The following is a 26,289-nucleotide window of genomic DNA, read 5'->3' as shown; positions in this document are numbered from 1 at the left end:
GGCGATCATGAGTCTGGGAAGCGCCCAGCGCTCACTCTCGCGGCGGCAGCACCGACAGCACTTCCTCGATGGTGGTCAGCCCGGCGGCCACCTTTTCCAGGCCGGCGCGGCGCAGCGTGCGCACGCCCTCGGCCTGGGCGGCGCGGCTGAAGCCGGCCAGGTCCATGTCGGCGCGGATCAGGGTGCGCAGGCGCGGGGTCACCGGCAACAGCTCGTACAGGCCCACGCGGCCCAGGTAGCCGGTGCGGCGGCATTCCAGGCAGCCGACCGGGGCGTAGGGTTGCAGCGTCTCGGGCAAGGCCTCGCCCGGTTCGCGCAGCGCGTCCCATTCGTGCGGCTCCAGCGTGTGCGGGCGCTTGCAGTGGCTGCACAGGGTGCGCACCAGGCGCTGCGCCAGCACGCCGTTGAGGGTGGAGGCGACCAGGTAGTGCGGCACGCCCAGGTCGAGCAGGCGGGTGATCGCCGAGGGCGCGTCGTTGGTGTGCAGGGTCGACAGCACCAGGTGGCCGGTCAGCGAGGCCTGCACCGCCATCTGCGCGGTTTCCAGGTCGCGGATCTCGCCGATCATGATGATGTCCGGGTCCTGCCGCAGCAGGGTGCGCACGCCGCTGGCGAAGTCCAGGTCGATGTTGGCCTGCACCTGCATCTGGTTGAACTCGGTGGCGATCATTTCGATCGGGTCTTCCACGCTGCACACGTTCACGTCCGGCGTGGCCAGGCGCTTGAGCGTGGAGTACAGCGTGGTGGTCTTGCCCGAGCCGGTGGGGCCGGTGACCAGCACGATGCCGTGCGGGCGCTCCACCAGCGCGTTCCAGCCGGCCGCTTCCTGCGCGCTGAAACCGAGCTGGTCCACGCTCTTGAACGCGGCATCCGGGTCGAAGATGCGCATCACGCACTTCTCGCCGAACGCGGTGGGCATGGTCGACAGGCGCATCTCGGTCTCGCGCCCGCCCGGCGAGCGGGTCTTGATGCGCCCGTCCTGCGGCCGCCGCCGCTCGGCCAGGTCCATGCGCCCGAGCACCTTGATGCGGCTGACGATGGCGGTCATCACCGCCGGCGGCACTTCCAGCACCTTGTGCAGCACGCCGTCGATGCGGAAGCGCATGCGCCCGGCCTCGCGCCGCGGCTCCAGGTGGATGTCGCTGGCGCGCTGCTCGTAGGCGTACTGCAGCAGCCAGTCGACGATGTGCACGATGTGGTGGTCGTCGGCGTTGACGTCGCCGCCGCGGCCCAGTTCCACCAGCTGCTCGAAGCTGGGCAGGCCGCTGCTCTGCTCGGTGCGCCCGTCCTTGGCGCCGCGCACCGAGCGGGTCACGCCGAAGAACTCCATCGTGTAGCGATGCAGGTCCAGCGGGTTGACTACCACCACCTCAATGCGCCGCCGCGCCAGGTGCTGCACGTCACCCAGCCAGTCCAGCGCCAGCGGTTCGCTGGTCGCCACCAGCAGGCGCTCGGGCTGCAGCGCCAGCGGCAGGATGCGGTGGCGGCGCGCGTAGGCATGCGAGACCACGCCGGTGACCGCGGCCACGTCGACCCGGGTCGGATCGATGCGCAGGTAGCGCAGGCCGCAACGCTGCGCCAGCCATTCGGTCAGCCGTTCCAGGCTCAGTTCGCTGCCCGGCGGGCGGGTCGCGGCGAGCTTCAGATTGGACAGCAGCACCAGCGGATGCACGTCGCTGGCAGTGCGCGCAGTCTGCGCCGAGAACTGCACGCGGCCGCGTTCGGCCGGTGCGACCAGGCCGTCGGCGAGCAGCGCGGCGGCCACGCGCTCGAAGCTCAACCGGCCCGGCGGCAAGGCCACGGTGGGTTCGGCGGGCGACGACGCGGGCGGCGCGGCAGGGCGCGAATCCATGGTCCAGGTCCGGTGCGCGGAAGTCCCCGCGAGTCGGTCGCTATACTAGCGCACCCCTCAACCGGCCCCCTGCGAGATGTCCGTTTCCCGGTCCGTTCCGATCACGTTCCAGGGTCTGATCCAGACCCTCAACCAGTTCTGGGCGCAGCACGGCTGCGTGCTGATCCAACCGTTGGACCTGGAAGTGGGCGCCGGCACCTTCCATCCGGCCACGTTCCTGCGCGCGCTCGGGCCGGAGCCGTGGAACGCGGCCTACGTGCAGCCGAGCCGGCGCCCCACCGACGGCCGCTACGGCGAGAACCCGAACCGCCTGCAGCGCTACTACCAGTACCAGGTGGCGATGAAGCCGAACCCGGACAACATCCAGCAGCTGTACCTGGATTCGCTCAAGGCACTGGGCATCGATCCGCTGGTCCACGACCTGCGCTTCGTCGAGGACAACTGGGAATCGCCGACGCTCGGCGCCTGGGGCCTGGGCTGGGAGGTGTGGCTCAACGGCATGGAAGTCACCCAGTTCACCTACTTCCAGCAGGCCGGCGGCCTGGAGTGCAAGCCGGTGCTGGGCGAGATCACCTACGGGCTCGAGCGCCTGTGCATGTACCTGCAGAACTGCGACAACGTCTACGACCTGGTGTGGACCTACGGCCCCGACGGCACGCCGGTCACCTACGGCGACGTCTACCACCAGAACGAAGTTGAGCAGAGCGCGTACAACTTCGAGCACGCCAACGTGGCCGAACTGTTCCACCGTTTCGACGCGTGCGAGCAGGAAGCGCAGGCGCTGGTCGAGGTCGGCCTGCCGCTGCCGGCCTACGAGCAGGTGACCAAGGCCAGCCACGCCTTCAACCTGCTCGACGCACGCCGCGCGATCTCGGTGACCGAGCGCCAGCGCTACATCCTGCGCGTGCGCGCGCTGGCGCAGGCGGTGGCCAAGGCCTACTACGCGCAGCGCGAGAAGCTCGGCTTCCCCGGCGTCAAGAAGTGATGCAAGCCCCTCTCCCCACGGGAGAGGGGTTGGGGTGAGGGTACGCCGGCACGAGTAGCCGGGTGCTCCGACTCCCCAGGCGCCCGCACCCTCATCCGCCCCTTCGGGGCACCTTCTCCCGCAGGGAGAAGGGAAAAACCGCTAGCAAGGTCTGACACATGAGCCAACACCTTCCCCTGCTGATCGAACTGGGCACCGAGGAACTGCCGGTCAAGGCATTGCCGGGCCTGGCCCAGGCGCTGTTCGACGGCGTGATCGCCGGGCTGGAGAAGCGCGGCATCGCGGTCGAGCGTGGCGACGCCAAGCCGCTGTCCACGCCGCGCCGGTTGGCGGTGCTGCTGCCGGGTGTGGCCGTCGAGCAGCCGGAGCAGCGCGCGGAAGTGCTCGGCCCCTACCTCAACATCGCGCTGGACGCGGACGGCCAGCCGACCAAGGCCCTGCAGGGTTTCGCCGCCAAGGCCGGGATCGACTGGACCGCGCTGGAGCGCACCAGCGACGCCAAGGGCGAGCGCTTCGTGCACCGCGCGGTGAACCCGGGCGCGCGCACCGCCACGCTGCTGCCGGAGATCCTGCGCGAAGCGATCGCGGCGATGCCGATCCCCAAGCCGATGCGCTGGGGCGATCACGACTACGGTTTCGCCCGGCCGGTGCAGTGGCTGGTGCTGCTGTTCGGCAGCGAAGTAGTGCCGATGCCGCTGTTCGGCGTGGAGGCCGGCCGCGACAGCCGCGGCCACCGCTTCCTGCACGACGCGCCGGTGCCGCTGGCGCAGCCGGGCGACTACGTGGCCGCACTGCAGGCCGCGCAGGTGCTGGTGGACCCGGACGTGCGCCGCGCGCGCATTGTCGCCGAGGTCGAGCAGGCCGCGCGTGAGGCCGGCGGCAGCGCGCGCATCGCCGAGGACAACCTGGAGCAGGTGGTGAACCTGGTCGAATGGCCGTCGGCGGTGCTGTGCAGGTTCGAGCCGGCATTCCTGGCGGTGCCGCAGGAAGCGCTGATCGAGACCATGGAGAGCAACCAGAAGTTCTTCCCGGTGCTCGATGCAGGCGGCAAGCTCACCGAGCACTTCATCGGCATCGCCAACATCGTCTCGCGCGACGTCGCCGAAGTGGCCAAGGGCTACGAGCGGGTGATCCGCCCACGCTTCGCAGATGCCAAGTTCTTCTTCGACGAAGACCTCAAGCAGGGCCTGGAGGCGATGGGCGCCGGCCTGGCCAGCGTCACCTACCAGGCCAAGCTCGGCAGCATCGCCGACAAGGTGCAGCGGGTGGCCGCGCTGGCCGAGGCGATCGCCGCGCAGGTCGGCGTGGACCCGGCGCAGGCGCGCCGCGCCGCCGAACTGAGCAAGAACGACCTGCAATCGCGCATGGTCAACGAATTTCCGGAACTGCAGGGCATCGCCGGCCGCCACTACGCGCTCGCCGCCGGCGAGTCCAGCGAGATCGCCCTGGCGATCGACGAGGCCTACCAGCCGCGCTTCGCCGGCGACGACATCGCGCTGTCGCCGCTGGGCAAGGTGCTGGCGATCGCCGAACGCCTGGACACGCTGGCCGGCGGGTTCGCTGCAGGGTTGAAGCCGACCGGCAACAAGGATCCGTTCGCGCTGCGGCGCAATGCGCTGGGGTTGGCGCGGACGGTGATTGAGAGTGGGTTTGATGTGAATCTGCGCAATTTGCTTGCCGCCGCTACGCTGCAGGCGCTCCTCGCTGTCGCCGCCACCACTCCGAAGAAGGAAGCAGCGGGGAGGCAACCCACCACAAACCCGGCTGCCACCGCCTCCGCGAGCGGTGGTTTCGTCGCCGACGTTCTGAAGTCTCACTTTGCCGAGCACGGCCAGACCGCCGCAACACTGGATGCGGCGCCGATGGTGGCCGAACTGTTCGACTTCATCCTCGACCGCCTGCGCGGTTACTACACCGACAAGGGTGTCCCGGCAACGCAGTTCAACGCAGTGGCCGCGCTGTTCTCGGTCGCGGCTGAAGCCGCTCCTACGACAGCGGCAACAACGGCGGCGCTCGGCTCGCTGTACGACTTCGACCGCCGCATCGACGCGATCGGCACCTTCGCCGCGTTGCCGGAGGCCGAGGCGTTGGCCGCGGCCAACAAGCGCATCCGCAACATCCTGCGCAAGGCCGAGGGCGAGATTCCGTCGCAGGTCGACGCGGGCCTGCTGCGCGAGCCGGCCGAGCGCGCGCTGGCCGAGGCGGTGGAAGCGGCGATCGCCGAGACCGACGGCGCGCTGCGCCAGCACGACTACGTCACCGTGCTGAACTTCCTGGCGCGGCTGCGCCCGCAGGTGGACGCGTTCTTCGACGGCGTGATGGTCAACGCCGACGACCCGGCGCTGCGCCGCAACCGCCTGGCCCTGCTCAAGCGCCTGGGCGACCGCCTCGGCAGCGTCGCGGCGATCGAGCACCTGTCGGCCTAAGCGCCAGCAGTGTCGAACCAGAGACGGGCCGCCTGCGCGGCCCGTTCTCGTTTGCGGGTGGAGCCTCCTGCGGCACTGCGCGGCGCCACTGGCTTCGGCACACCGCAATGCGTCGGGACTGAAGTCCCTCCCACAGGGTCTCCACGCAAGCTCACTGTGGGAGCGACTTCAGTCGCGACGAGCGAACGCCGGCAACCTCCAAAGCAAAACTAAAGAAGCGCCTGACTAGGCCCTATCCGCGGTGCACATGCAGCCAACAGTGAATCCCCTGCTCAAGCCCCTCTCCCCCGGGAGAGGGGTTGGGGTGAGGGTACGGCGCGAAGCGACTCGCGGAGTGTGAGTGCACGAGGCTTCGCCCGGACCCTCATCCGCCCCTTCGGGGCACCTTCTCCCGGTGGGAGAAGGAACAGCCGACTAGCCCCGGCACTCGCAGCACACCCCGCTGTTACGAATCCCCAGTCCCAACTCCCCAATCCCGGCTCTCAATCAAACAACGCCTGGATCGCCGCCAGCCCCGCATTGGCGCGCTCCTTCTTGCGCGCTGCGTCGGCCACCGGGTCGGCGCCGTCGCGCTGCATTTCCTCGGCCGGGATCTCGTCGAAGAAGCGACTGGGCTTGAGCCGGATGTGCTCGCCGAACTTGCGGGTGAGCTTGCTGTAGCTCATCCACAGCTGCTCCTTGGCGCGGGTGATGCCGACGTACAGCAGGCGCCGCTCTTCCTGCAGGTTGCCCTCTTCCAGGCTGACCTCGTGCGGCAGCACGCCGTCCTCGCAGCCGACGATGAACACATAGCGGAACTCCAGACCCTTGGACGCGTGCATGGTCATCATCCGCACCTGGTTGCCGCCGTCGTCCTTGTCGTTGCGCGACAGCAGCGCCAACTGCGCGGCCAGGTCGCCGACGGTGGCGCCGCGTGGGCCGCCCTCGAACCACTTGGCCAGTTCCTCCAGGTTGCCGCGGCGGCGCTGGAAACTCGCTTCGTCCTTGCACTGGCTGCGCAGTTCGCGGATCAGCCCGGACTGCTCGGCCAGCTGGCGCACCACGTCGGCCGAGGACAGCGTGGTCGAGGCCGCGCGCAGTTCGTGCAGGATGTCGACGAAGTCGCTCAGCCCGTTGGCGGCGCGCGGCGGCAACTGCTGCAGCGCGCCCACCGACTCGGCCGCGCGCGACATCGGCAGGTGCTTGGCAGAAGCCAGTTCGGCCAGCTTGGCCAGCGAGGTCGCGCCGACCTCGCGCTTCGGCGCCTGCACCGCGCGCAGGAATGCCGCGTCGTCGTCGGGATTGACCAGCAGGCGCAACCAGGACAGCACGTCCTTGACCTCCTGCCGCTCCAGGAACGCGGTGCCGCCGGTGATGTGGTACGGCACGCTGGCCATCTGCAGCGCTTTTTCCAGCGGCCGCGACTGGAAGTTGCCGCGGAACAGGATGCAGAAGTCGCTCCACGGCACCTGCTTGGCAGTGCCCAGATAAGCGATCTCGGCGGCGACCTTCTCCGCCTCGTGTTCGCTGTCGCGGCACTCCCACACGCGGATGCGCTCGCCGTCGGCCTGGTCGCTCCACAGCGTCTTCAGGTGCTCGTGCGGATTGTGCGCGATCAGGGCATTGGCCGCGCGCAGCACGCGGTTGGAACAGCGGTAGTTCTGCTCCAGCTTGATGATCTGCAGGGCCGGGTAGTCGCGGCCCATCTGCATCAGGTTTTCCGGGTTGGCGCCGCGCCAGGCGTAGATGCTCTGGTCGTCGTCGCCCACGCAGGTGAAGTTGCCGCGCGGACCGGCCAGCATCTTCAGCAGGCGGTACTGCGCATCGTTGGTATCCTGGCTCTCGTCCACCAGCAGGTAGCCGATGCGTTCGCGCCAGGCCATCACGATATCCTCGTTCTCCTCCAGCACCTGCACCGGCAGGCGGATCAGGTCGTCGAAGTCCACCGCGTTGAAGGTGCTCAGCCGCGCCTGGTAGCGCTCGTACAGGCTGGCCGCTTCCTGCTCGCGGTTGCTGCGCGCGGCCGCCATCGCCTGCTCCGGCGACAGCCCGGCGTTCTTGGCGCGCGAGATCAGGTTCTTGGCGTCCTCGATGGCATCGGGCTTGGCGCCGGGCATCAGGTCCTTGATCTGCGCGGCGGCATCGTCGGCGTCGAAGATCGAGAAGCCGCGCTTCAGGCCCACCGCGGCGTGTTCGATCTGCAGGAACTTCAGGCCCAGGGCGTGGAAGGTGCAAATGGTCAGACCATCGGCGGCCTCGCTGCGGATGCGCTTGGCCACGCGCTCGCGCATTTCCTTGGCCGACTTGTTGGTGAAGGTGATCGCGGCGATGCGCTTGGCCGGGTAGCGGCCGCTGGCGATCAGGTGCGCGATCTTTTCCACGATCACGCGGGTCTTGCCGCTGCCGGCGCCGGCCAGCACCAGCAACGGACCCTCGCAATGCAGGACCGCGGCGCGTTGGGGAGGATTGAGACCGTGCATGAAGACTTCCCTTGGCCGCCTATTGTACCGGGCGCCCGCCGGCGGCGACGTCCCAACCGTCCCCCCTGCGCTGAACCGGTTCGCCAAGCGCAGGCCGGCCGGGGCGCGCGGCCGCCGCGCTAGAATCGGCGGCATGGCGAAACTGTATTTCTACTATTCGGCGATGAACGCCGGCAAGACCACCACGCTGCTGCAGTCGGCGCACAACTACCGCGAGCGCGGCATGCGCACGGCGATCCTGACGCCGCGGCTGGACCACCGTGCCGGCAGCGGCGTGGTCGCCTCGCGCATAGGCCTGCGCGCCGACGGCATGCCGTTCGTGGCAGAGACCGATCTGCTGGCCACCATCGAGGCCGACATCGCCAGCCACGGGCCGCTGCATTGCGTGCTGGTGGACGAGGCGCAGTTCCTCAGCCGCGCGCAGGTCTGGCAACTCAGCGAAGTGGTCGACCGGCTGCGCATCCCGGTGCTGTGCTATGGCCTGCGCACCGATTTCCGCGGCGAGCTGTTCGAGGGCAGCCAGTACCTGCTTGCATGGGCCGACGAACTGCAGGAGATCAAGACCATCTGCCACACCGGCAGCAAGGCGACGATGACCGTGCGCGTGGACGAGAACGGCCATGCGGTGCAGGACGGCCCGCAGGTGGAGATCGGCGGCAACGAGCGCTACGTGTCGGTCAGCCGCCCCGAGTTCAAGAAGATCATGCGCGGCGAAGGCCGCATCGATCCGCTGCAGATCGCCTTGCCGCTGTAACCCGGATGTACCACTGACGCACCGCGCTGGTGCGTCGCGCCCTGAAGCGATGAACCGTGGCTGACACGTGCCGAGCGCGTGCCTGTCCCTATGCCATCAGTCTATGGAGCGCACCTGGGCGGCATGCCTAGAATCGCGCCGATCGCTCACTCATGGGATGAGGAACATGCTTTCGTTCAAAGGATTTCTTGCCGGCAGCGGCACCGCATTGGCCTGTGCCCTGCTGCTCGCCCTGCCTGGCCCGGCCGCGGCGGCCCCGGGCGACCACACCTTCCAGGACATCCCGGCGCAGGTGCTGACCGACGGCTTCCTCGAGGCACACCTGGACCTTTTCTATCGCCGCGCCGGCATCCGCGCCGACAAGAAGGGCGAGTACGCCGAGGCCAGGAAGCAGTACCAGCTGGCCGCGCGCTACGCCGACAAGCCGTCGCAGGCGCGGCTGGGCGAAATGTACTGGGAGGGCCAGGGCGGCGCTGCCGACCATACGATGGGCTTCCTGTGGATGGCGCTGGCCGCCGAGCGCGGCTACGACCAGTTCGGCGCGCGCAAGATGGAGTACTGGAACCAGCTGACCCCGGACGAGCGCAAGCGCGCGGTCAAGCTCGACAAGTCGATGCTCGCCGAGTACGGCGACGAGGTCGCCAAGCCGCGCCAGGAAGCGGTCCTGCGACGCGAGGCGATGCGCAGCACCGGCGGCCTGCTCGGCCACTCCGGCGCGTCCGGTCCGCTGTCGATCAACGGCCCGCGCGGCGGCAGCATCGATCCGGAAGTGTTCTATGCCAAGCAGTTCTGGGAGCCGAGTGCGTACTGGAAGCTGCAGGACCAGGTGTGGGACGGGCGCACTCCGGGCCGGGTCGACATCGGCGATGTCGAGGACATCAGCACGCAAGGCGAGCCGCAGAAGCCGCCGCAGGAGCCCGATAAGCACTGAATGCGGAGCCATTTCCGCGTCGGGACTGAAGTCCCTCCCACAGCAACCCATTGCCGGGACCGCGCATCCTTGTAGGGGCGGCTTCAGCCGCGACGCGCGAGGCGCACCACGCTCGCACACCCGGCTGCGCCAGGACTGAAATGCGAGCGCAATGCCCGATCCAGGCACACGCGCGCTGCCCGGCAGGCAGCGCGCGCGGTTGCGCTCAATACAGCTTGCGCTCGGCCGCCGGCGGCGGCGTCCACTGGTACAGCCAGGTTTCGGTCAGCGGGCGCTCGCCGCTGCGGAGGTACAGGCGGATATCGATCTGCTCGGTGCCGTCGTCCGGCGGCACCACGTCGAACATCGCGCGGTAGCCGGAGATCTCGTGCAACGGCCGCGCCGAGACGATCTCGGTGCGGCCGCGGTTGAGCTGCAGCACCGCCTCGACCTTGGCGTCCTTCTCCTTGCCCAGCTTGGCCAGTTCGCCACCGGCGAAATCCACCGCGAAGCGCCAGGAGAAATAGTGTCGCTTCTGCCCGACCACGCCGCCCAGGCCGGTGCGCGTGGCCACGCAATGCGCCAGCGGCGAGGACGCCGGCGCCTGCGCGCCCCAGTACAGGCGGTAGCCGAACAGCAGCTCCTGGCCCGGCTGCGGCTTGTCCTGCGGATTCCAGAACGCGACGATGTTGTCGAAGGTCTCGTCGACGGTGGGGATCTCCACCAGTTGCACCGAGCCCTTGCCCCAGCCCTGCTTCGGCTCCACCCACAGGCACGGGCGCTTCTCGTAGAACACGCCGTCGTCCTGGTAATGGTCGAAGTTGCGGTCGCGCTGCAGCAGGCCGAAACCGCGCGGGTTCTCGTCGACGAACATGTTGAAGCGCAGGTGCGGCGGATTGCACAGCGGCCGCCAGATCCACTCGCCGCCGCCGGTCCACATCGCCAGGCCGTCGGTGTCGTGGATCTCCGGGCGCCAGTCCCAGTCCATGCGGCGGTCGTTCTCGCCGACCTGGTACATGCTGGTGCACGGGCCCAGGCCCAGCCGCTCGATGGTCTTGCGCGGATACAGTGCACTGTCGATGTCCATCAGCAGCACGTCGCCATTGGTGATCGCGAAGCGGTAGGCACCGGCCACGCTCGGCGAGTCCAACAGCGCATACACCACCACCGTGTCCGAGCCGGCCTTGGGCTGCTCCAGCCAATAGGCGATGAAGTCCGGGAATTCCTCCGGGCCGCCGGTGCCGGTATCGATCGCCAGCCCGCGCGCCGACTGGCCGTACTGGCCCTCCTTGCCGACCGCACGGAAATAGCTGGCGCCGAGGAACGCGGCGAAGTCGCGCTCGGTGTCCTGCTTGGTGTTGAGGCGGAAACCGGCAAAGCCGAGTTCCTTGGGCAGCGGCTTGCCCTTCAGCCCGCTGCTGCCGTAATCGAACGCCGCGCTGTCGTAGGCCAGTTCCTGCGCCTGCCCGTCGACCAGGTCGAACATGTGCACCGGCGTCTTGAAGTACAGGCCCAGGTGGAAGAACTTGGCCTGGAACTTCGGACCCTGCTCGGCCGCCCACAGCGCGTGGTCCTGGCGATAGCGGATCGACTGGTACTGGTCCCAGGTCAATCCCTCCACCGGCGCCGGCAGCACCCGCTTGTGGCTCTGGTACGGCGCCTCGGCCATGGCCCGCGCGTGGCCCTTGAGCCAGGCGTAGTCGAACGGCTGCGGCTTGCCCAGGCGGCGCAGGCCCACCGCGGGGGCCGCCTGGCCGAGCATCGGCATCGCCGGCAAGCCCATGGCGGCGAAGGCGGCGGCGGCGTTCTTCAGGAAATCGCGTCGTTGCATGGCCGGGATCGAAACGGAAAAGGACGCCCATCATAGACAAGCGGCGCCGCATGCGGCGGTGAGGGTGCCCGTGCGAGGGAGTCCACGGGCGCAGGCATGCCGGATCGCCGAGCGCTGACGCGTACGGCGCGTGTTTTGGCCGTCGGGAACGGGCAAGCCGGCTATGTCCGCCGAGCCCGCTGCCTCATCGACGCGCCACGGCGAGCGCCGCCATCGCTCAGCGCTGGCAGTGGCCGCACCAGACGCTGGCGCGCTGGCCGATGCTGGCGTGGCGCAGCGTGCGCCCGCAGCGCTTGCAGGCCTCGCCCTCGCGGCCGTAGACCGACAGTTCCTGCTCGAAGTAACCCGGCGCCCCGTCGGGGCTGATGAAATCGCGCAACGTCGTGCCGCCGCGCTGGATCGCATAGCCCAGGATCGCCTTGGCCGCGTCGGCCAGACGCGCATAGCGGGCGCGCGAGACCTCGCCGGCCTCGCGCAGCGGACTGATGCCGGCCTGGAACAGGCTCTCGGCCGCGTAGATGTTGCCCACCCCGACCACGATGCGCTGATCCATCAGGAAGGTCTTGACCGGCGCGGTGCGGCCGCGGCTGAGCCGGAACAGATGCTCGCCGTCGAACGCATCGGACAGCGGCTCCGGCCCCAGCTCGGCGAGCAGCGGATGGGTCTCGCCCGGCGCCTGCCACAGCAGGCAACCGAACCGGCGCGGATCGTTGAAGCGCAGCACGCGCCCGTCTTCCAGACTGATATCGACGTGGTCGTGCGCCCGCGGCGGCGTGTCGCCCGGCAGCACGCGCAAACTGCCGGACATGCCCAGATGCAGCAGCGCGCTGCCGACCGCGGTGTCCAGCAACAGATACTTTGCGCGCCGACGAATGCCCTCGATGCGCTGCCCGGGCAACCGCTCGGCCACCTCCGGCGGAATCGGCCAACGCAGATCCGGCCGCCGCAGGATCACCCCATGGATGCGCCGCCCCGACAGATGCGGCTCCAGGCCGCGCCGGGTGGTCTCGACTTCGGGGAGTTCGGGCATGGGTTCGTCGAATGTTGCAGGTAGGGGGACAAGCTTAGCCGGCGCGAGGTGCGCTTCCGCTGAAGCTGGGGATTGTTGAGCAAACACCACGCGCGCTGCGCGACGGAGCGCGCTGCGCGTGTGGCGATACAGGCGTGGTCACTGCGGCGGCGCCGCCAGTTCCCGCGCGCTGAGGTAGCCGTCGCCGTTGGTGTCCTGCTTGCGGAAACGGGCGGTCAGGGTGGCGAGATGTTGTGCACGGGTGATCGGCGGGCCGCGGCCGCCGGGCAGTTCGGCGGGGCTGAGTACGCCGTCGTGGTCGAGGTCGCGCGCGTCGAAGGCGTAGCTCATCCAGGCCAGGTATTCGTCCAGGCTGACGCGGCCGTCGCCGTCGCGGTCCATGCGCTGCAGGTAGCTGGCGGTGCTGTCGATCGCCTGCGCCTGCACATCGATGCCGGCCACGGTCGCGACGCATGCGATGCCCAGCGTCAGCCCGGCCATCAACGACGAACGCCGCGCGAGGCGGCGTTCGGGTGGCGGCGTACGGAGTGCGCCGCGGCTCATGCCAGGGCGTAGCCCTTCAGCCGCGCGGCGTAGGCCTGCAGCGCGGCGATGCCGCTGGCTTCGGCGTCGTGGCACCAGGCCTGCAGGTGCTTGAGACGTTCGCTGGCGTCGTGGGTGCGCGCTTCCAGCAGGGCCGCCAGGCGTGCGCGGTGCTCGACCAGCGTGCGCATGCGCGGGCGCTGCGCCACCCAACGCTGCAGCTGTTCGCGCGCGTCGGGCTTGAGCCAGCGGCCATCGTCGACCAGGCCCTTGCGCAGGCGCCGCGGCAGCAGCTTGCGCAGCTTGGCGCCGGCCTGGGCGGCTTCTTCCTTGAGCGCGGGCGTGAACACGTTGCGCTGGTAGTCGGTCATCGCCTGGAAGCGATGCGACAGCAGCGCGCGCAACGTGTCGGCGTCGGGCACGGCGATATTCGGGCGCACGTCCAGGGTCGGCGCCACGCGCAGGATCTTGGCCAGGCGCAGGGCCGCCAGCGCGCGGATCGCGATCCAGCCGATGTCCAGTTCCCAGCGGCGCATCGAGAAGCGCGCCGAGCTCGGGAAGGCATGGTGGTTGTTGTGCAGTTCTTCGCCACCGATCCACAGCGCCCACGGGGTCAGATTGGTCGAGGTGTCGGCGGACTCGAAGTTGCGGTAGCCCCACCAGTGGCCCAGGCCGTTGATCACGCCGGCGGCCCAGAACGGGATCCAGGCCATCTGCAGCGCCCACACGGCGATGCCGGGCAGGCCGAACAGTGCGAAGTTGACCACGAACAGCGCCACCGGCCCCAGGTTCGCGTACGGGGTGTACAGATGCCGCTCGATCCAGTCGTCCGGCGCGCCCTTGCCGTACTGCTCGATGTCGCCGCGCTGGGTGCGCGCTTCGCGGTACAGCTCCACGCCACGCCAGAATACGCGAGCGATGCCCTTGGTCTGCGGGCTGTGCGGGTCTTCCTCGGTCTCCACCTTGGCGTGGTGCTTGCGATGGATCGCCACCCACTCCTTGGTGATCATCGAGGTGGTAAACCAGGTCCAGAAGCGGAAGAAGTGCGACAGCAGCGGATGGAAATCCACGCCGCGGTGCGCCTGGCTGCGGTGCAGGTACAACGTCACCGCAAAGATGGTGAGCTGGGTGAACAACAGCAGCACGGCCAGCATGCCCCACCAGCCGACGCCGAGCAGGCCGTTGCCGAGGAAGTCGAGGATCGCGTCGAACATTGCCAGAAGCTCCAGAGCGTAAGACGGCGTGAGGGGATGACGACATGATGGGGGTTGCGGGCGCAAACTTCACCCGGCGCTCGCGTATGGTATTCAGCCGCCAAGCGCCTTCGATCACAGAACGGTGTCGGTTCCATGTCAGTCGTTTCTTCTCAAGCAACCCCTGTGCCAGCGGCGACGCCGTTGATCGAACTCGACCGCGCCAGCGTCGTCCGCGGGCAGGTCCACGTGCTGCACGCGCTGAGCCTGCGCATCGCACTCGGCCAGCACACCGCCATCCTCGGCCCGAACGGTTGCGGCAAATCCTCGTTCATCAAACTCATCACCCGCGAGCTGTATCCGCTGGCGCGCGCCGGCGAGGAACCTGCGGTGCGGGTGCTCGGCCAGAGCCGCTGGCAGGTTGACCGCCTGCGCAGCCAGTTGGGCATCGTCACCGGCGATCTCAGCGTCAATCTCGCCGACATGCCCGGGCTGGATGTGGAAAGCGCGGTGCTGTCGGGATTCTTCGCCAGCTATGTGGTGCCGCCGCACCGCGAGGTGACCGACGCGATGCGCGACCGCGCGCGCGAGGCGCTGCAGGCGGCGCACGCGTTGCCGCTGTTGCGGCGCCCCTATGCCGAACTGTCGGCCGGCGAGACCCGACGCGTGCTGATCGCGCGTGCGCTGGTCAACCGGCCACAGGCGTTGCTGCTGGACGAACCCAGCACCGGGCTGGACCTGGTCGCGCGCGAGCACCTGCTGGCGACGATGCGCGATCTCGCGCGGCAAGGCATCACCCTGGTGCTGGTCACCCACCACATCGAGGAGATCGTGCCGGAGATCGCGCGGGTGATCCTGCTGCGCGAGGGCCAGGTGTACGCCGACGGCACGCGCGAGGACCTGCTGGCCGATGCGCCACTGTCGGCGGTGTTCGGCGGGCCGGTGCGGGTGCAGCGCGATGGCGACCGCTACAGCGCCCGGGTGGTTGCGGAGAGCTGATCGGCGTCGACGAGTTCGGGCGTTCGGGGCCGTCGGGTTTGCGGGGTTGCAGGGTTGCGAGATGTCGCAGGTGATGCGGGACGCGTCAACCGTACGCGGCGCCCGCCGCCCGCGCCGGCGCATCGGCTTCGAACGCGGCGCGCGCGCCACGGATCTGCGCGTGATGATCGGCGGCCCAGCGCACCAGCGGCGCCAGCACCACGCTCAGCGATTGGCCCAGCGGGGTGAGCCGGTACTCCACGCCCGGCGGCACGGTCGGCAGCACCTCGCGCGCGACCAGTCCTTCGCGCTGCAGATCGCGCAGTGTCTGGGTCAGCATGCGCTGGGAGATGTCGGGCACCGCGCGGCGCAGTTCGCCGAAGCGGTGCGGGCGCTCGGCAAGCAGCATCATGAACAGGGTGCTCCACTTGTCGCCGATCTGCGCCAAGACGTCGCGCACCGGGCACTGGTCGATGGCCATACCGGCACGCTGGTAGTCCTGCAGTTGCTGGCTCAGCAGCGGGTCGCAGGTGGCGGCCGGCGGTACGACGATGTCCATGGCGGTTACCTCAAGGTAAGCAGGGGCGGAAAAAGTGCCGTCTTTACAGGTCGGCCAAGGTCTCTAGGATAGACCAGGTTCCTTTTCCAGACCATTGCGTCCTGCGACGCCGCCCTTCCTCAGGAGACCTGTCATGCCCGCATCTTCCGACTCCCTGCTCGTCACCGGCGCCGGCGGCCACTTCGGCCAGCGCGTGCTCGCGCACCTGCTCGACACCCTGCAGATCACGCCATCGCGCGTGGTGGCGATGACCCGCCAACCCGAGCGCCTGGCGGCCTGGGCTGCACGCGGCGTGGACGTGCGCCACGGCGATTTCGACGACGCCGCTTCGCTCGACGCGGCGTTCCGCGGCGCCGGCCGCGTGCTGCTTATCAGCACCGACGCGCTGGACCGCCCCGGCCATCGCCTGCAGCAGCACCAGGCCGCGATCGCCGCCGCCGAACGCGCCGGCGTCGGCCACCTGGTCTACACCTCCTGCCCGGAACCGCACGACTCGCCGCTGCTGCTGGCCACCGACCATGCCGGTACCGAGGACGCCCTGGCCGCCAGCGCCCTGCCCGCCTGGACCGTGCTGCGCAACCACTGGTACTTCGAGAACCTGTTCATGAGCCTGCCCTCGGTGCTGGCCTCGGGCCACTGGTACAGCGCGGCCGGCGACGGCGGCATCGCCCACATCGCCCGCGATGACCTGGCCCGCGCCGCCGCGGTCGCCCTGGCCAGCGGCGACGGCAAGCGCACGCTCACCCTCAGCGGCGCCCGCGCCTATACCACCGCCGAGATCGCCGCACTGGTCGCCCAGGTCCTGGACGTGCAGATCCAGGTCGTGCCGGTGCCGGTCGAAGGCCTGGTACAAGGCATGGTCGGCGCCGGCCTGCCCGAGCCGGTTGCGCGCGTCTACGCCTCGTTCGACACCAACACCGCCGCCGGCCGCGTCGCCACCGTCACCGGCGACTACAAGGCGCTGACCGGGCAGGCACCGCTGCCGTTCGAACAGTGGCTGCAGGACAACCGCGCGCAACTGGCGGCGCTGAAGCCGTAAGCGCGTTCGGCGGCGCGACGCGCTATTTGCCGATGCAGAAGCTGGAGAAGATCCGCCCGAGCAGGTCGTCGGCGCTGAGCGTGCCGACGATCTCGCCGAGCGCGGCATGCGCCAGGCGCAGTTCCTCGGCGGCCAGTTCCAGACGTTCGTGCTGCAGTTCGGCGGCGGCCGCATCGGCATGGGTGGCGGCGCGCTGCAGCGCATCGACGTGGCGCGCACGTGCGGAGAACTCGCCGTCGCTGCCCTCGCCGGCCGCAGTGCCGGCGATCGCGCGCAACTGCGCGTGCAACTGCTCCAGCCCGCTGCCGGTAGCCGCAGAAACGTAGACGCGTTCTGCACTGGCCGCGGGCACGGCGGCGAGCAGGTCGCTCTTGTTGTGGATCCACAGCCGCTGCGGCACGTCGGCGATGGCGTCGGCGATCGCCGCCTGGCCGGCCTCGGCGTCGCGCGCATCGAGCACGATCAGCGCCAGGTCGGCGCGCTGCAGTTCCTGGCGCGCGCGGCGCATGCCCTCGCGTTCGATCGCGTCGCCGCCCTCGCGCAGACCGGCGGTATCGACCAGGGTCAGTTCCACGCCATCCAGGCGCACGGTCTCGTGCAAGGTGTCGCGGGTGGTGCCGGCGATGTCGGTGACGATGGCGCGGTCGCTGCCGGCCAGTGCGTTGAGCAGCGAGCTCTTGCCCGCGTTCGGCGGGCCGACCAGCACCGCGTGCAGGCCATCGCGCAGGCGCCGGCCGCGTTCGGCGTCGGCACGCAGCTGCGCCAGGTCGGTGCGCGCATGCGCCAGGCCTGCGCGAACCTGCGCACCGCCCAGAGTGTCCAATGCCTCGTCGGCGAAATCGATCGCCGCTTCGACGTGGATACGCAGGCGGATCAGCTGTTCGGCCAGGTCGTCGACGCGCCGCGAGAACACGCCGTCCAGCGAGCGCCGTGCCGCGCGCGCCGCACGCAGGTCGCCGGCGGCGATCAAGTCGGCGATCGCTTCGGCCTGGGCTAGGTCGAGCTTGCGATTGAGGAAGGCGCGCTCGCTGAATTCGCCCGGACGCGCCGGACGCGCGCCGAGTTCGCAGCAGCGTGCCACCAGGTGCCGCAGCAGCACCGGGCTGCCGTGCGCCTGCAGTTCCAGCACGTCCTCGCCGGTGAAGCTGCGCGGCGCCGGAAACCACAGCGCGATGCCGTCGTCCACGATCTCGCCATGCGCGTCGCGAAAACGCGCGTAGCGGGCGCTGCGCGGCACCAGTGCACGTAGGCCCAGGCCATCGGCGATGGCGGCCGCCGCCGGACCCGACACGCGCACCACGCCGACACCACCCGCGCCCGGGGCGGTGGCGATGGCGGCGATGGTGTCGGTGGCGGAAGACGGCATGGCGAAGGCAGCAGGTCGGTGATGCGGTGGACTACAGCGTCTGCAACTGGCCGCGCACGTAGGCGGCCGACGCCCCGGTGGGTTGCAGCTCCAGGTAGGTCTGGAAGGCGCGCTTGGCCTTGGCGGTATCGCCGAGCTGGCGGTAGGCGTCGCCCAGGTTGACGTAGGCCACCGCACGCGAGGGATCGATCTTCAGCGTGTTCTCCAGCCAGCGCACGGCCTGCGCGTATTTGCCCTGGCGATAGTAGATGAAGCCCAGGTTGTTGGCCGCCAGCGCAAAGTCCGGGCGCAGCTTCAGCGCCTCGGTGAACTGCGCCTCGGCCTCGTCGTAGCGCTTCTCCTTGTACAACTGCAGGCCGCGGTCGTTGGCGCGCTGCGCACGCTGCCGGTCGGACACCGGACCAGCCGCGGCCGGCACCGCCAGCGGCCGCTCGCCGCCCTGCAGATCCTTGACCACCACCGCCGGCTTGGCCGGAGCGGCCGGCGCGTCGGCGCGGCCGGCGCCCGCGTTCGGCGTCGCGGTCGACGCTGGCGCGGCCGCATCGACGCGGTCGTTCATTGCGATCGCCGCCGAGGACAGTTGCTGGGTGCTGGCGGTGAGGAATTCCTCGCCCTCCGGTACCTGCAGCACGAACTCGCCGCCCTGCGAACCGGGCAGGCTGCCGAACGCGGGCGTTTGCTGCGAGATGCTCGACACCGCCGGCGCCACGTAGGCGGCCAGCTCGGTGCCGGTGATCAGGCCGTCGCCGTTGAGGTCGGCCTTGCCCGACAGCGCCTGCAGCAACACCCAGGTGAATACCGAATGGCCGTTGGGGCCGCTGTCGGCGACCTGCTGGTCGGCGCCGCCGGCGGTGAGCATCTGCCGGGCGATGCGGCGCGCATTCTCGCGCAGGTAGGCGCTGGTGCCGCCGCCGCGGGTAAGGCCCAAGCCGCTGTAGCACGCGTCCATCACGAACAGCACGTGCTTGGCTTCCAGGCTTTCGGCGATGTCCTGGATCTCGGTCATCGGAATCGCGTCGGTGGCGAACTGCGCCGGGTCCGAATCGGCCGGGATGATGTAGCCCAGGTCGCGACCGGAGGCCAGCTTGCGGGTCGCGCCGTGGCCGGCGAAGAACACGAACACGCGGTCGTTCTTGCCGACGCCGCCGTGCGCGAGCCGATCGTGGAAGGCGGCGAGGATATTGTTGCGGGTGGCTTCCTGGTTCTTCAGCACGATCACCTGCGACGACGGGAAGCCGAAGCTGCCGGTCAGCGTCTGCGCGATCGCCTGCGCATCGTTGGCCGCGTACTGCAGCTTGGGCCAGTGCGCGTAGTCGTCGATGCCGATGACGATGGCCCACGACTTGTCGTAGCCGCTGGTCACCGCCGGCGCGGCGGCGTTGCTGGCGGCGCGCGCCACGCTGAAGTCGCGCCCGTTCCAGGCGGCGAACTGGTAACCATCGGCGCTGAGCCGGTCCAGGATCTGCGGCAACGCCTTGACCGTGCGTTCGTGGATGTCGTGGAACAGCAGGATGCCGCGTTGCTCGCGGCCGACCTGCTCCAGCACGCGCTGCACGATCGACTCCGGCACCGGGTCGGCCCAGTCCAGCGAATCCACGTTCCACATCACCGACTTCAGCCCGGCCTCGCCGAGGATCTGCATGCCCTCGGCGTTGCGCGCACCGTAAGGGAAGCGGAACAGCGGCGCACGCTTGGCGTCGACCGCGCGCAGCATGCGGTCGGTGTCGAGGATCTGGCTGCGCAGGGCGGCGCCGGTTTCCTTGGATAGCTGCGCGTGGGTCAGGCTGTGGTTTCCGACGGTGTAGCCCTGCTCCATCAGGCTGCGGCTGACGCTGGCCAGCGGCGACAGATCGACCTTGCCATCGGACTCCAGCTTGCCCAGGTTGCGGCCGACTTCGAAGAACGTGGCCGGCACGTCGTAGCGCTTGAGGATGGCGACGATCTCGTCGGTGTACTCGCGATGCGGGCCGTCGTCGAAACTCAGCACCACGGTCTTCGGCGGCAGGTCGCGCCCGAACACCTCGCGGTCGCTGTCCTTCATCGACATCGGGTACGGGGTGATCACGCCGTAGTCGCGCAGGATCGCCTCGCGCGTGTACAGCGTGCCCAGGTGGGCGACGTAGTCCTCCCACTTCTCGCGCTTCTGCACGATCGCGCGGGTGCGGTCGAAGCGGCTGAAGATCGCGGTGATCTCGCGGTTGTAGGTGCGTTCGATCTCGTCGAGCGCTTCCAGGTCCTCGCCGATGCGCTGGTGCAGCTTGATCGCCGGCAGCGAGGAATCCTTGCCGATGCGCAGCTGCCAGTCGGCGAGAATCTCGCGGAACGCCAGGCGGTCGGCGTCGTACAGGTCCGGCGCCGATTCGACGTAGTCGAGCAGGCTGCCGACCGCGGCGAAGCGCTGCGCGTCCGGCAGCGCCAGCAGCGCATCGAACTGCTTGGCCAATGCCTCGCGGCGCTCCAGGCCCTCGTGGAACAGTTGCTGGCCGACGCTGCTGGAGGTCTGCCGGTCGGCCGGCGACTGCTTGGCCTCGTCGGCCAGCAACACGATGATCTTGCGCTGCGCCGCCAGCTGCGCCTGCAGGCCCTGCAGCAGCGCCGTCGCATGGGCCTGCAATGCGGCAGAGCCTGGAATGGCGATCGCCGGTGCCGATGTCGCGGGCTTGGACGGCGTCGCGGCGCTGTCGGCAGGCGTGCGCTGGCACGCGGCCAGGGCCAAGGCGAGCAGCCCGATCACGACAACGGACGACGGCAACGGACGACGGCGCTTGCGCATGACCACGGACTCGCGAGCAAGGCGCTACGGGAAGAACGCAGACGCCGGCGCCTTCCCCGGCCGCATGCGCAACGCCCGCCGGAGGGCGGGCGTTGTCGGGTTTACTTCTTGGCCTTGGCCGGCGGCTTGCCGCTGCCGCCGCCGCCAGCGGTGGCCGCCTCGCCGTGGCGCTTGAGCATCCACCACTGCTGCAACAGGCCCAGCGAACCGTTGGTGACCCAGTACAACACCAGGCCCGACGGCACGAAGGCCATCATCACGCCGAACACCAGCGGCATGAACTGCATCATCTTGGCCTGCACCGGATCCATGCCCGGCGACGGCGTCAGCTTCTGCGTCAGCCACATCACCGCCACGTTGATCACCGGCAGGATGAAGTACGGATCGCGCGCGGTCAGGTCCTGGATCCAGGCGAACCACGGCGCCTGGCGCAGTTCCACCGACTCCACCAACACCCAATACAGCGCGAAGAAGATCGGCATCTGGATCAGCACCGGCAGGCAGCCGCCCATCGGGTTGATCTTCTCCTTCTTGTACAGCTCCATCATCGCGGTCTGGAACTTCTGCTTGTCGTCGCCGTAGCGCTCCTTGAGCTGCTGGATGCGCGGCTGGAACTTGCGCATCTTGGCCATGCTCTTGAACTGCGCGGCAGACAGCGGATACAGCATCAGTTTCAGCAGCACCACCAGGCCGACGATCGACCAGCCCCAGTTGCCGAGCAGGCTGTGCAGGTGGCTGAGGATCCAGAACAGGCCCTGGCCGAGCAGCGCCATCACGGAGAAACGGCTGTAGTCGACCACGCGGTCGAGGCCGCGCACGTTCTCCTTGGCGATCTGGCTGACCAGCTTCGGTCCGACCCACAGCCGCGCCTCGGTGCTGGCGGTGGCGCCCGGCGCCACGGTGAAGCCGGGGCCACGCGCTTCGATCACATGCCGCGGGCCGTCGTTGGACAGCACGTACAGCGCCTGCTGGTTGGCCTGCGGAATCCAGCCAGTGAAGAAGTGGTGCTGCAGCAGCGCGATCCAGCCGCCGGAAATGGTCTGGTTGAGCGGGCCATCGTCCAGATAGTCCTTGAACGCGCGGCGCTGGTAGCCGTCGGCCGGGCTGAACCAGGTGGCGCCATTGAAGCTGAAGGAATCCGGGTTGGTCATGCCGCGGCTGACGATGGTCGGCACCCGGCTCAGCTTGCGGAACACGTAGCCCTGCCACGGCTTGCTGCCGTGGTTGATGACCTCGTCGTGCACCTGCACGGCGTAATGGCCGCGCTGCAGGGTGTAGACGCGGCGGATGGTCACGCCGTCCGGACCGTTCCACACGAACGGCACCTGCAGGCTGTCCTGGCCCTTGGCCAGCACGTACTCCTGGCCCGGGTGTTCGGGGCGGAAGCCAGCCGGGCCCGGCGACGGCGAGTTGTGTTCGCCGACCCAGCCGCTGGTGGCGGTGTACGGATGCGCCGCGTCCTCGGTCAGCAGCTGCACCGGGGGGCTGCCGGGCTGCTTGGTCTGCGGGAACAGCAGCAGGTCGGCGTCGAACACGCTGCGGCCGTCCAGGGTCAGGCGCAGCACGTCGGTGGTGACGGTGACCCGCGGTGCGGCGCTGGCCGCGGCGGTCTCGGACGTGCTGCTGGCGGCCGGCGTGGTGCCCGGCACCGTGGCCTGCGGGATCGCCGGCACATGCGTGGCGCCGGCATCGGCGTCCTGCGCCGGCGGCACCGTGGTCGCCGCCGCGACCGTCGCCGCAGTGGCGTTCGGCGCGTGTTCCTTGTTCCACTCCATCCACAACAGGGCCGCGACCATCAGCCAGGCGAAAATCAGGAAAAGGCGGGTCTGGTTCATCGGACAGGCAAGCTCGGCTCAGCCAGAAGCGGGTTCTGACGTGGAGGTGGGGGAAGAAGGACGAAGAGGCGGCGGCATTGTGCCGTCCGCGGCCTGGGCCGGCAATGCGCCGGCGCGACGCAGCAGGCGCAGATAGGCTTGGCGCAGTTGATCGCCGCTGGCCTGGGCGGCGGCGCTGCGCGCCACCACCACGTAGTCGCCGGGCGCCAGCCACGGCAGCAGCTGCCGCGTTGCCTCGCGCAGCACGCGCTTGATGCGATTGCGCACGACCGCACGCTTGTCGACCTTACGCGACACTGCCAGGCCCAGCCGCGCCGGGTGCGGCGCACTGCGCCAGTGCAGGCTCATCAGCGGCTCGGAACAGCGGCGCGCGGCATCGAACACGACGCGGTATTCCGCAGACGTGCGAACCCGCGCAGAGCGAGGAAATCGCCTACGCGGGTCTGGATGATTCACGGTCCGGATTGCAGGCGCCGCCTGGGGCGGCGAGGCAATCAAGCGCTCAGGCGCTTGCGGCCCTTGGCGCGGCGGCGGGCCAGGATCTTGCGGCCGTCGGCGGTGGCCATACGGGCACGGAAGCCGTGGTCGCGCTTGCGCTTGAGGTTGCTGGGCTGGAAGGTGCGCTTGGTGGCCATCGGGGCGCTCTGATCTGAATGGGGCGGAAAGAACCGGAAATTCTATAGGACCCCTTACGTCGCGGTCAACTCCCTGTGACGACCGGAACGGAGGACGGCCGCACCCGGCCTGTGGATGGATCTGTGAATAGCCGTGGGAAAACCATTCCCGACCCTGCGCGCCGGTGGTAGTCTGATCCATCCGCTTTCCTCTCCCACCGGCCGAATGCGCCGCGCCCGAGCGCGCCTTTCATGCCCGGTCTATCGACGAATTTAGATCTGATGGATGCTTGGCCCCGTTGCCTGGAACGTCTGGAAGCCGAATTTCCAGCCGAGGACGTTCATACTTGGTTGAAACCGCTGCAAGCCGAACAGCGCCATGACAACAGCATGGTGCTGTACGCCCCGAACGCCTTCATCGTCGAGCAGGTGCGCGAGCGCTACCTGCCGCGTATCCGCGAACTGCTGACCTATTTCGCCGGCAGCGGCGAGGTGCTGCTGCAGGTCGGCTCGCGTCCGCGCGCGCCGGAACCGGCCGCCGCACCGCCCAGCGAAACCGCGGCGGCACGTACCCCGGCGCAGCCGTTGCTGGAGCCGTTCGCCGGCAATCTCGATTCGCACTACACCTTCGCCAACTTCGTCGAAGGCCGCAGCAACCAGCTCGGCCTGGCCGCGGCGGTGCAGGCCGCGCAGAAGCCCGGCGATCGCGCGCACAACCCGCTGCTGCTGTACGGCGGCACCGGTCTGGGCAAGACCCACTTGATGTTCGCCGCCGGCAACGCCATGCGCGAGCAGAACCCGAACGCGCGGGTGATGTACCTGCGCTCGGAGCAGTTCTTCAGCGCGATGATCCGCGCGCTGCAGGACAAGACCATGGACCAGTTCAAGCGCCAGTTCCAGCAGGTGGACGCGCTGCTGATCGACGACATCCAGTTCTTCGCCGGCAAGGACCGCACCCAGGAAGAGTTCTTCCACACCTTCAACGCGCTGTTCGATGGCCGCCAGCAGATCATCCTGACCTGCGACCGCTACCCGCGCGAGGTCGAGGGCCTGGAGCCGCGGCTGAAGTCGCGCCTGGCCTGGGGCCTGTCGGTGGCGATCGATCCGCCCGATTTCGAGACCCGCGCGGCGATCGTGCTGGCCAAGGCGCGCGAGCGCGGCGCGGAGATCCCCGACGACGTGGCGTTCCTGATCGCCAAGAAGATGCGCTCGAACGTGCGCGACCTGGAAGGCGCGCTCAACACGCTGGCCGCGCGCGCCAACTTCACCGGCCGTGCGATCACCACCGAGTTCGCCCAGGAAACCCTGCGCGACCTGCTGCGCGCGCAGCAGCAGGCGATCGGCATCCCCAACATCCAGAAGACCGTGGCCGACTACTACGGCCTGCAGATCAAGGATCTGCTGTCCAAGCGCCGCACGCGTTCGCTGGCGCGACCGCGGCAGGTAGCGATGGCGCTGACCAAGGAACTGACCGAACACAGCCTGCCGGAAATCGGCGACGCGTTCGCCGGGCGCGACCACACCACCGTGCTGCACGCCTGCCGCCAGATCAAGCATCTGATGGAGACCGACGGCAAGCTCCGCGAAGACTGGGACAAGCTGATCCGCAAGCTCAGCGAGTAGTGCGGCGGCCGGGTTGGCGGGCGCCGGATAAATCGGTGCATGACTTCGCGACAAATCCGGGAGAAACTGTGGATAAAGCCCGACGCGGCGGCGGCGGCAAAACTATCCACAGGTTTCCCCACCAGTTCCGGGACAGTAGTACACGGGATTGGGAGCGTTAAAAACTCTTTGTATTCAGTGGCTTGAGCTACATTTGCACCGAATTTCGCTCTACCATCACCACCAAGCTTTTGATTTATTCCACATCTTTTAAAGCATAGGGGCACGGAACCACATGCGTTTCACACTGCAGCGCGAAGCCTTCCTCAAGCCATTGGCGCAAGTCGTCAATGTGGTCGAACGCCGCCAGACCTTGCCGGTTCTGGCCAACTTCCTGGTGCAGGTGCAGGGCGGCCAGCTGTCGCTGACCGGTACCGATCTGGAAGTGGAAATGGTCTCGCGCATTGCGGTCGACGATGCCCAGGACGGCGAAACCACGATCCCGGCGCGCAAGCTGTTCGAGATCGTGCGTGCCCTGCCCGACGGCAGCAAGGTCACCGTGTCCCAGTCCGGCGACAAGATCACCGTGCAGGCCGGGCGCAGCCGCTTCACCCTGGCCACGCTGCCGGCCAACGACTTCCCGTCCGTCGACGAAGTGGAAGCCACCGAACGCGTGGTAGTGCCGGAAGCGGCGTTGAAGGAACTGATCGAGCGCACCGCGTTCGCGATGGCGCAGCAGGACGTGCGTTATTACCTCAATGGCCTGCTGTTCGACCTGCGCGATCAGACCCTGCGCTGTGTGGCCACCGACGGCCACCGCCTGGCGCTGTGCGAGACCGAACTGGAAAACGCCGGCGGCGCCAAGCGCCAGATCATCGTGCCGCGCAAGGGCGTGACCGAGCTGCAGCGCCTACTGGAAGGCGGCGAGCGCGAAGTCGAGCTGGAAGTCGGCCGCGCGCACGTGCGGGTCAAGCGCGACGATGTCACCTTCACCTCCAAGCTGATCGACGGCCGCTTCCCCGATTACGAAGCGGTGATCCCGATCGGTGCGGACCGCGAGGTCAAGCTGGATCGCGAAACCCTGCGCGCGGCGCTGCAGCGTGCGGCGATCCTGTCCAACGAGAAGTATCGCGGCGTGCGCGTGGAAGTCTCGCCGGGCCAGCTGAAGATCAGCGCGCACAACCCGGAGCAGGAAGAAGCGCAGGAAGAAGTGGAAGCGGACACCAAGGTCAGCGACCTGGCGATCGGCTTCAACGTGAACTACCTGCTCGACGCGCTGTCCGCGCTGCGCGAGGAGTTCGTGGTGATCCAGCTGCGCGACGCCAACTCGTCGGCGCTGGTGCGCGAAGCCAGCAGCGCACGTTCCCGTCATGTGGTGATGCCTCTGCGTCTCTGACGTTCCCGCTGCGTGTTCCACGTGGAACACGTGCGAAAGCGACCCGGCCTTGTGCCGGGTTTTCTTTTTTGGAGCGCTGTAAAACTGCTTCTGCACCCAGGAAAGCAGTGCCGAGTTGTCGCTTCATGGAAAACGGGGGCCGTCGAGCGACACACGGCGTTGGAG

20 protein-coding genes are annotated in these 26,289 nt (G+C 68.8%); 8 read left to right on the top strand and 12 right to left on the bottom strand.

Annotated elements, in window-relative coordinates; genetic code table 11:
- Nucleotides 1-31: 31 nt before the first annotated feature.
- Nucleotides 32-1,852 (bottom strand): GspE/PulE family protein, encoded by a 1,821-nt coding sequence (locus RAB71_RS00825; RefSeq protein WP_010340859.1) that lies wholly within the window; start codon nt 1,850-1,852, stop codon nt 32-34.
- 76 nt (nt 1,853-1,928) lie between these two features.
- Here RAB71_RS00825 and glyQ point away from each other — a divergent pair, with 76 nt between their 5' ends.
- Together glyQ and glyS are read left to right on the top strand one after the other, a co-directional pair.
- Nucleotides 1,929-2,837, top strand: coding sequence for a glycine--tRNA ligase subunit alpha (gene glyQ, locus RAB71_RS00820; RefSeq protein ID WP_010340858.1), 909 nt, complete (start codon nt 1,929-1,931; stop codon nt 2,835-2,837).
- 158 nt (nt 2,838-2,995) lie between these two features.
- The gene (glyS, locus tag RAB71_RS00815) at nt 2,996-5,263 is read left to right on the top strand and encodes a glycine--tRNA ligase subunit beta (RefSeq protein WP_010340857.1); all 2,268 of its coding nucleotides are present in this window, start codon (nt 2,996-2,998) and stop codon (nt 5,261-5,263) included.
- 482 nt (nt 5,264-5,745) lie between these two features.
- Here the strand turns inward: glyS and rep are convergent, their stop codons facing one another.
- On the bottom strand, nt 5,746-7,722 hold the full coding sequence (gene rep / locus RAB71_RS00810; protein WP_010340793.1) for a DNA helicase Rep: 1,977 nt from the start codon (nt 7,720-7,722) through the stop codon (nt 5,746-5,748).
- A gap of 133 nt (nt 7,723-7,855) precedes the next feature.
- On the opposite strand from rep, the gene RAB71_RS00805 reads away from it, so the two are divergent.
- Nucleotides 7,856-8,476 carry a thymidine kinase gene (locus tag RAB71_RS00805; protein WP_010340794.1) on the top strand — a complete coding sequence of 207 codons (621 nt, stop codon included), beginning with the start codon at nt 7,856-7,858 and terminating at the stop codon, nt 8,474-8,476.
- 166 nt (nt 8,477-8,642) lie between these two features.
- Complete coding sequence (locus tag RAB71_RS00800) at nt 8,643-9,407, top strand: sel1 repeat family protein (protein ID WP_029561802.1); 765 nt, start codon at nt 8,643-8,645, stop codon at nt 9,405-9,407.
- A 205-nt stretch (nt 9,408-9,612) separates the two neighbouring features.
- On the opposite strand, the gene RAB71_RS00795 is transcribed toward RAB71_RS00800, so the two are convergent.
- The 4 genes from RAB71_RS00795 to RAB71_RS00780 form a co-directional block, all read right to left on the bottom strand.
- On the bottom strand, nt 9,613-11,217 hold the full coding sequence (locus tag RAB71_RS00795; protein WP_010340796.1) for a glucan biosynthesis protein: 1,605 nt from the start codon (nt 11,215-11,217) through the stop codon (nt 9,613-9,615).
- Nucleotides 11,218-11,434: 217 nt separating this feature from the next.
- Nucleotides 11,435-12,247 (bottom strand): bifunctional DNA-formamidopyrimidine glycosylase/DNA-(apurinic or apyrimidinic site) lyase, encoded by an 813-nt coding sequence (mutM, locus tag RAB71_RS00790; RefSeq protein WP_010340797.1) that lies wholly within the window; start codon nt 12,245-12,247, stop codon nt 11,435-11,437.
- Between the two features lie 138 nt (nt 12,248-12,385).
- The gene (locus RAB71_RS00785; RefSeq protein WP_010340798.1) at nt 12,386-12,727 is read right to left on the bottom strand and encodes an EF-hand domain-containing protein; all 342 of its coding nucleotides are present in this window, start codon (nt 12,725-12,727) and stop codon (nt 12,386-12,388) included.
- A gap of 59 nt (nt 12,728-12,786) precedes the next feature.
- Entirely contained in the window at nt 12,787-13,983 is a 1,197-nt protein-coding gene (locus RAB71_RS00780) for an acyl-CoA desaturase (RefSeq protein WP_010340799.1), read from the bottom strand.
- A 135-nt stretch (nt 13,984-14,118) separates the two neighbouring features.
- On the opposite strand from RAB71_RS00780, the gene RAB71_RS00775 reads away from it, so the two are divergent.
- Nucleotides 14,119-14,961 carry an ABC transporter ATP-binding protein gene (locus tag RAB71_RS00775; RefSeq protein WP_029561803.1) on the top strand — a complete coding sequence of 281 codons (843 nt, stop codon included), beginning with the start codon at nt 14,119-14,121 and terminating at the stop codon, nt 14,959-14,961.
- A gap of 85 nt (nt 14,962-15,046) precedes the next feature.
- Here the strand turns inward: RAB71_RS00775 and RAB71_RS00770 are convergent, their stop codons facing one another.
- Nucleotides 15,047-15,499 carry a helix-turn-helix domain-containing protein gene (locus tag RAB71_RS00770; RefSeq protein WP_010340801.1) on the bottom strand — a complete coding sequence of 151 codons (453 nt, stop codon included), beginning with the start codon at nt 15,497-15,499 and terminating at the stop codon, nt 15,047-15,049.
- Nucleotides 15,500-15,632: 133 nt separating this feature from the next.
- Between RAB71_RS00770 and RAB71_RS00765 the strand changes: the two genes are divergently transcribed.
- Nucleotides 15,633-16,538, top strand: a complete 906-nt coding sequence (locus RAB71_RS00765) for an NAD(P)H-binding protein (protein ID WP_010340802.1) — start codon at nt 15,633-15,635, stop codon at nt 16,536-16,538.
- Between the two features lie 22 nt (nt 16,539-16,560).
- Here RAB71_RS00765 and mnmE read toward each other — a convergent pair whose 3' ends face one another.
- The 5 genes from mnmE to rpmH all read right to left on the bottom strand — a co-directional run bounded on the left by mnmE (nt 16,561) and on the right by rpmH (nt 23,147).
- Entirely contained in the window at nt 16,561-17,904 is a 1,344-nt protein-coding gene (gene mnmE / locus RAB71_RS00760; RefSeq protein ID WP_010340803.1) for a tRNA uridine-5-carboxymethylaminomethyl(34) synthesis GTPase MnmE, read from the bottom strand.
- A gap of 31 nt (nt 17,905-17,935) precedes the next feature.
- Nucleotides 17,936-20,677 (bottom strand): tetratricopeptide repeat protein, encoded by a 2,742-nt coding sequence (locus RAB71_RS00755; RefSeq protein ID WP_104609502.1) that lies wholly within the window; start codon nt 20,675-20,677, stop codon nt 17,936-17,938.
- A 101-nt stretch (nt 20,678-20,778) separates the two neighbouring features.
- The gene (yidC, locus tag RAB71_RS00750; RefSeq protein ID WP_010340419.1) at nt 20,779-22,512 is read right to left on the bottom strand and encodes a membrane protein insertase YidC; all 1,734 of its coding nucleotides are present in this window, start codon (nt 22,510-22,512) and stop codon (nt 20,779-20,781) included.
- Nucleotides 22,513-22,530: 18 nt separating this feature from the next.
- On the bottom strand, nt 22,531-22,968 hold the full coding sequence (gene rnpA, locus RAB71_RS00745; RefSeq protein WP_029561743.1) for a ribonuclease P protein component: 438 nt from the start codon (nt 22,966-22,968) through the stop codon (nt 22,531-22,533).
- Between the two features lie 38 nt (nt 22,969-23,006).
- Nucleotides 23,007-23,147: a 50S ribosomal protein L34 gene (gene rpmH / locus RAB71_RS00740; RefSeq protein WP_003469983.1), complete on the bottom strand. Its 141-nt coding sequence runs from the start codon at nt 23,145-23,147 to the stop codon at nt 23,007-23,009.
- 261 nt (nt 23,148-23,408) lie between these two features.
- Between rpmH and dnaA the strand changes: the two genes are divergently transcribed.
- Both dnaA and dnaN read left to right on the top strand, forming a co-directional pair.
- Entirely contained in the window at nt 23,409-24,749 is a 1,341-nt protein-coding gene (dnaA, locus tag RAB71_RS00735; RefSeq protein ID WP_010340417.1) for a chromosomal replication initiator protein DnaA, read from the top strand.
- A gap of 274 nt (nt 24,750-25,023) precedes the next feature.
- Nucleotides 25,024-26,124, top strand: coding sequence for a DNA polymerase III subunit beta (dnaN, locus tag RAB71_RS00730; RefSeq protein WP_010340416.1), 1,101 nt, complete (start codon nt 25,024-25,026; stop codon nt 26,122-26,124).
- Nucleotides 26,125-26,289 lie beyond the last annotated feature (165 nt).

The sequence above is a fragment of the Xanthomonas sacchari genome (assembly GCF_040529065.1).
Taxonomy (GTDB): Bacteria; Pseudomonadota; Gammaproteobacteria; order Xanthomonadales; family Xanthomonadaceae; genus Xanthomonas_A; species Xanthomonas_A sacchari.
Note: the sequence above shows the minus strand (reverse complement) of the source record. Positions and strands in the feature narration are given on the sequence as shown.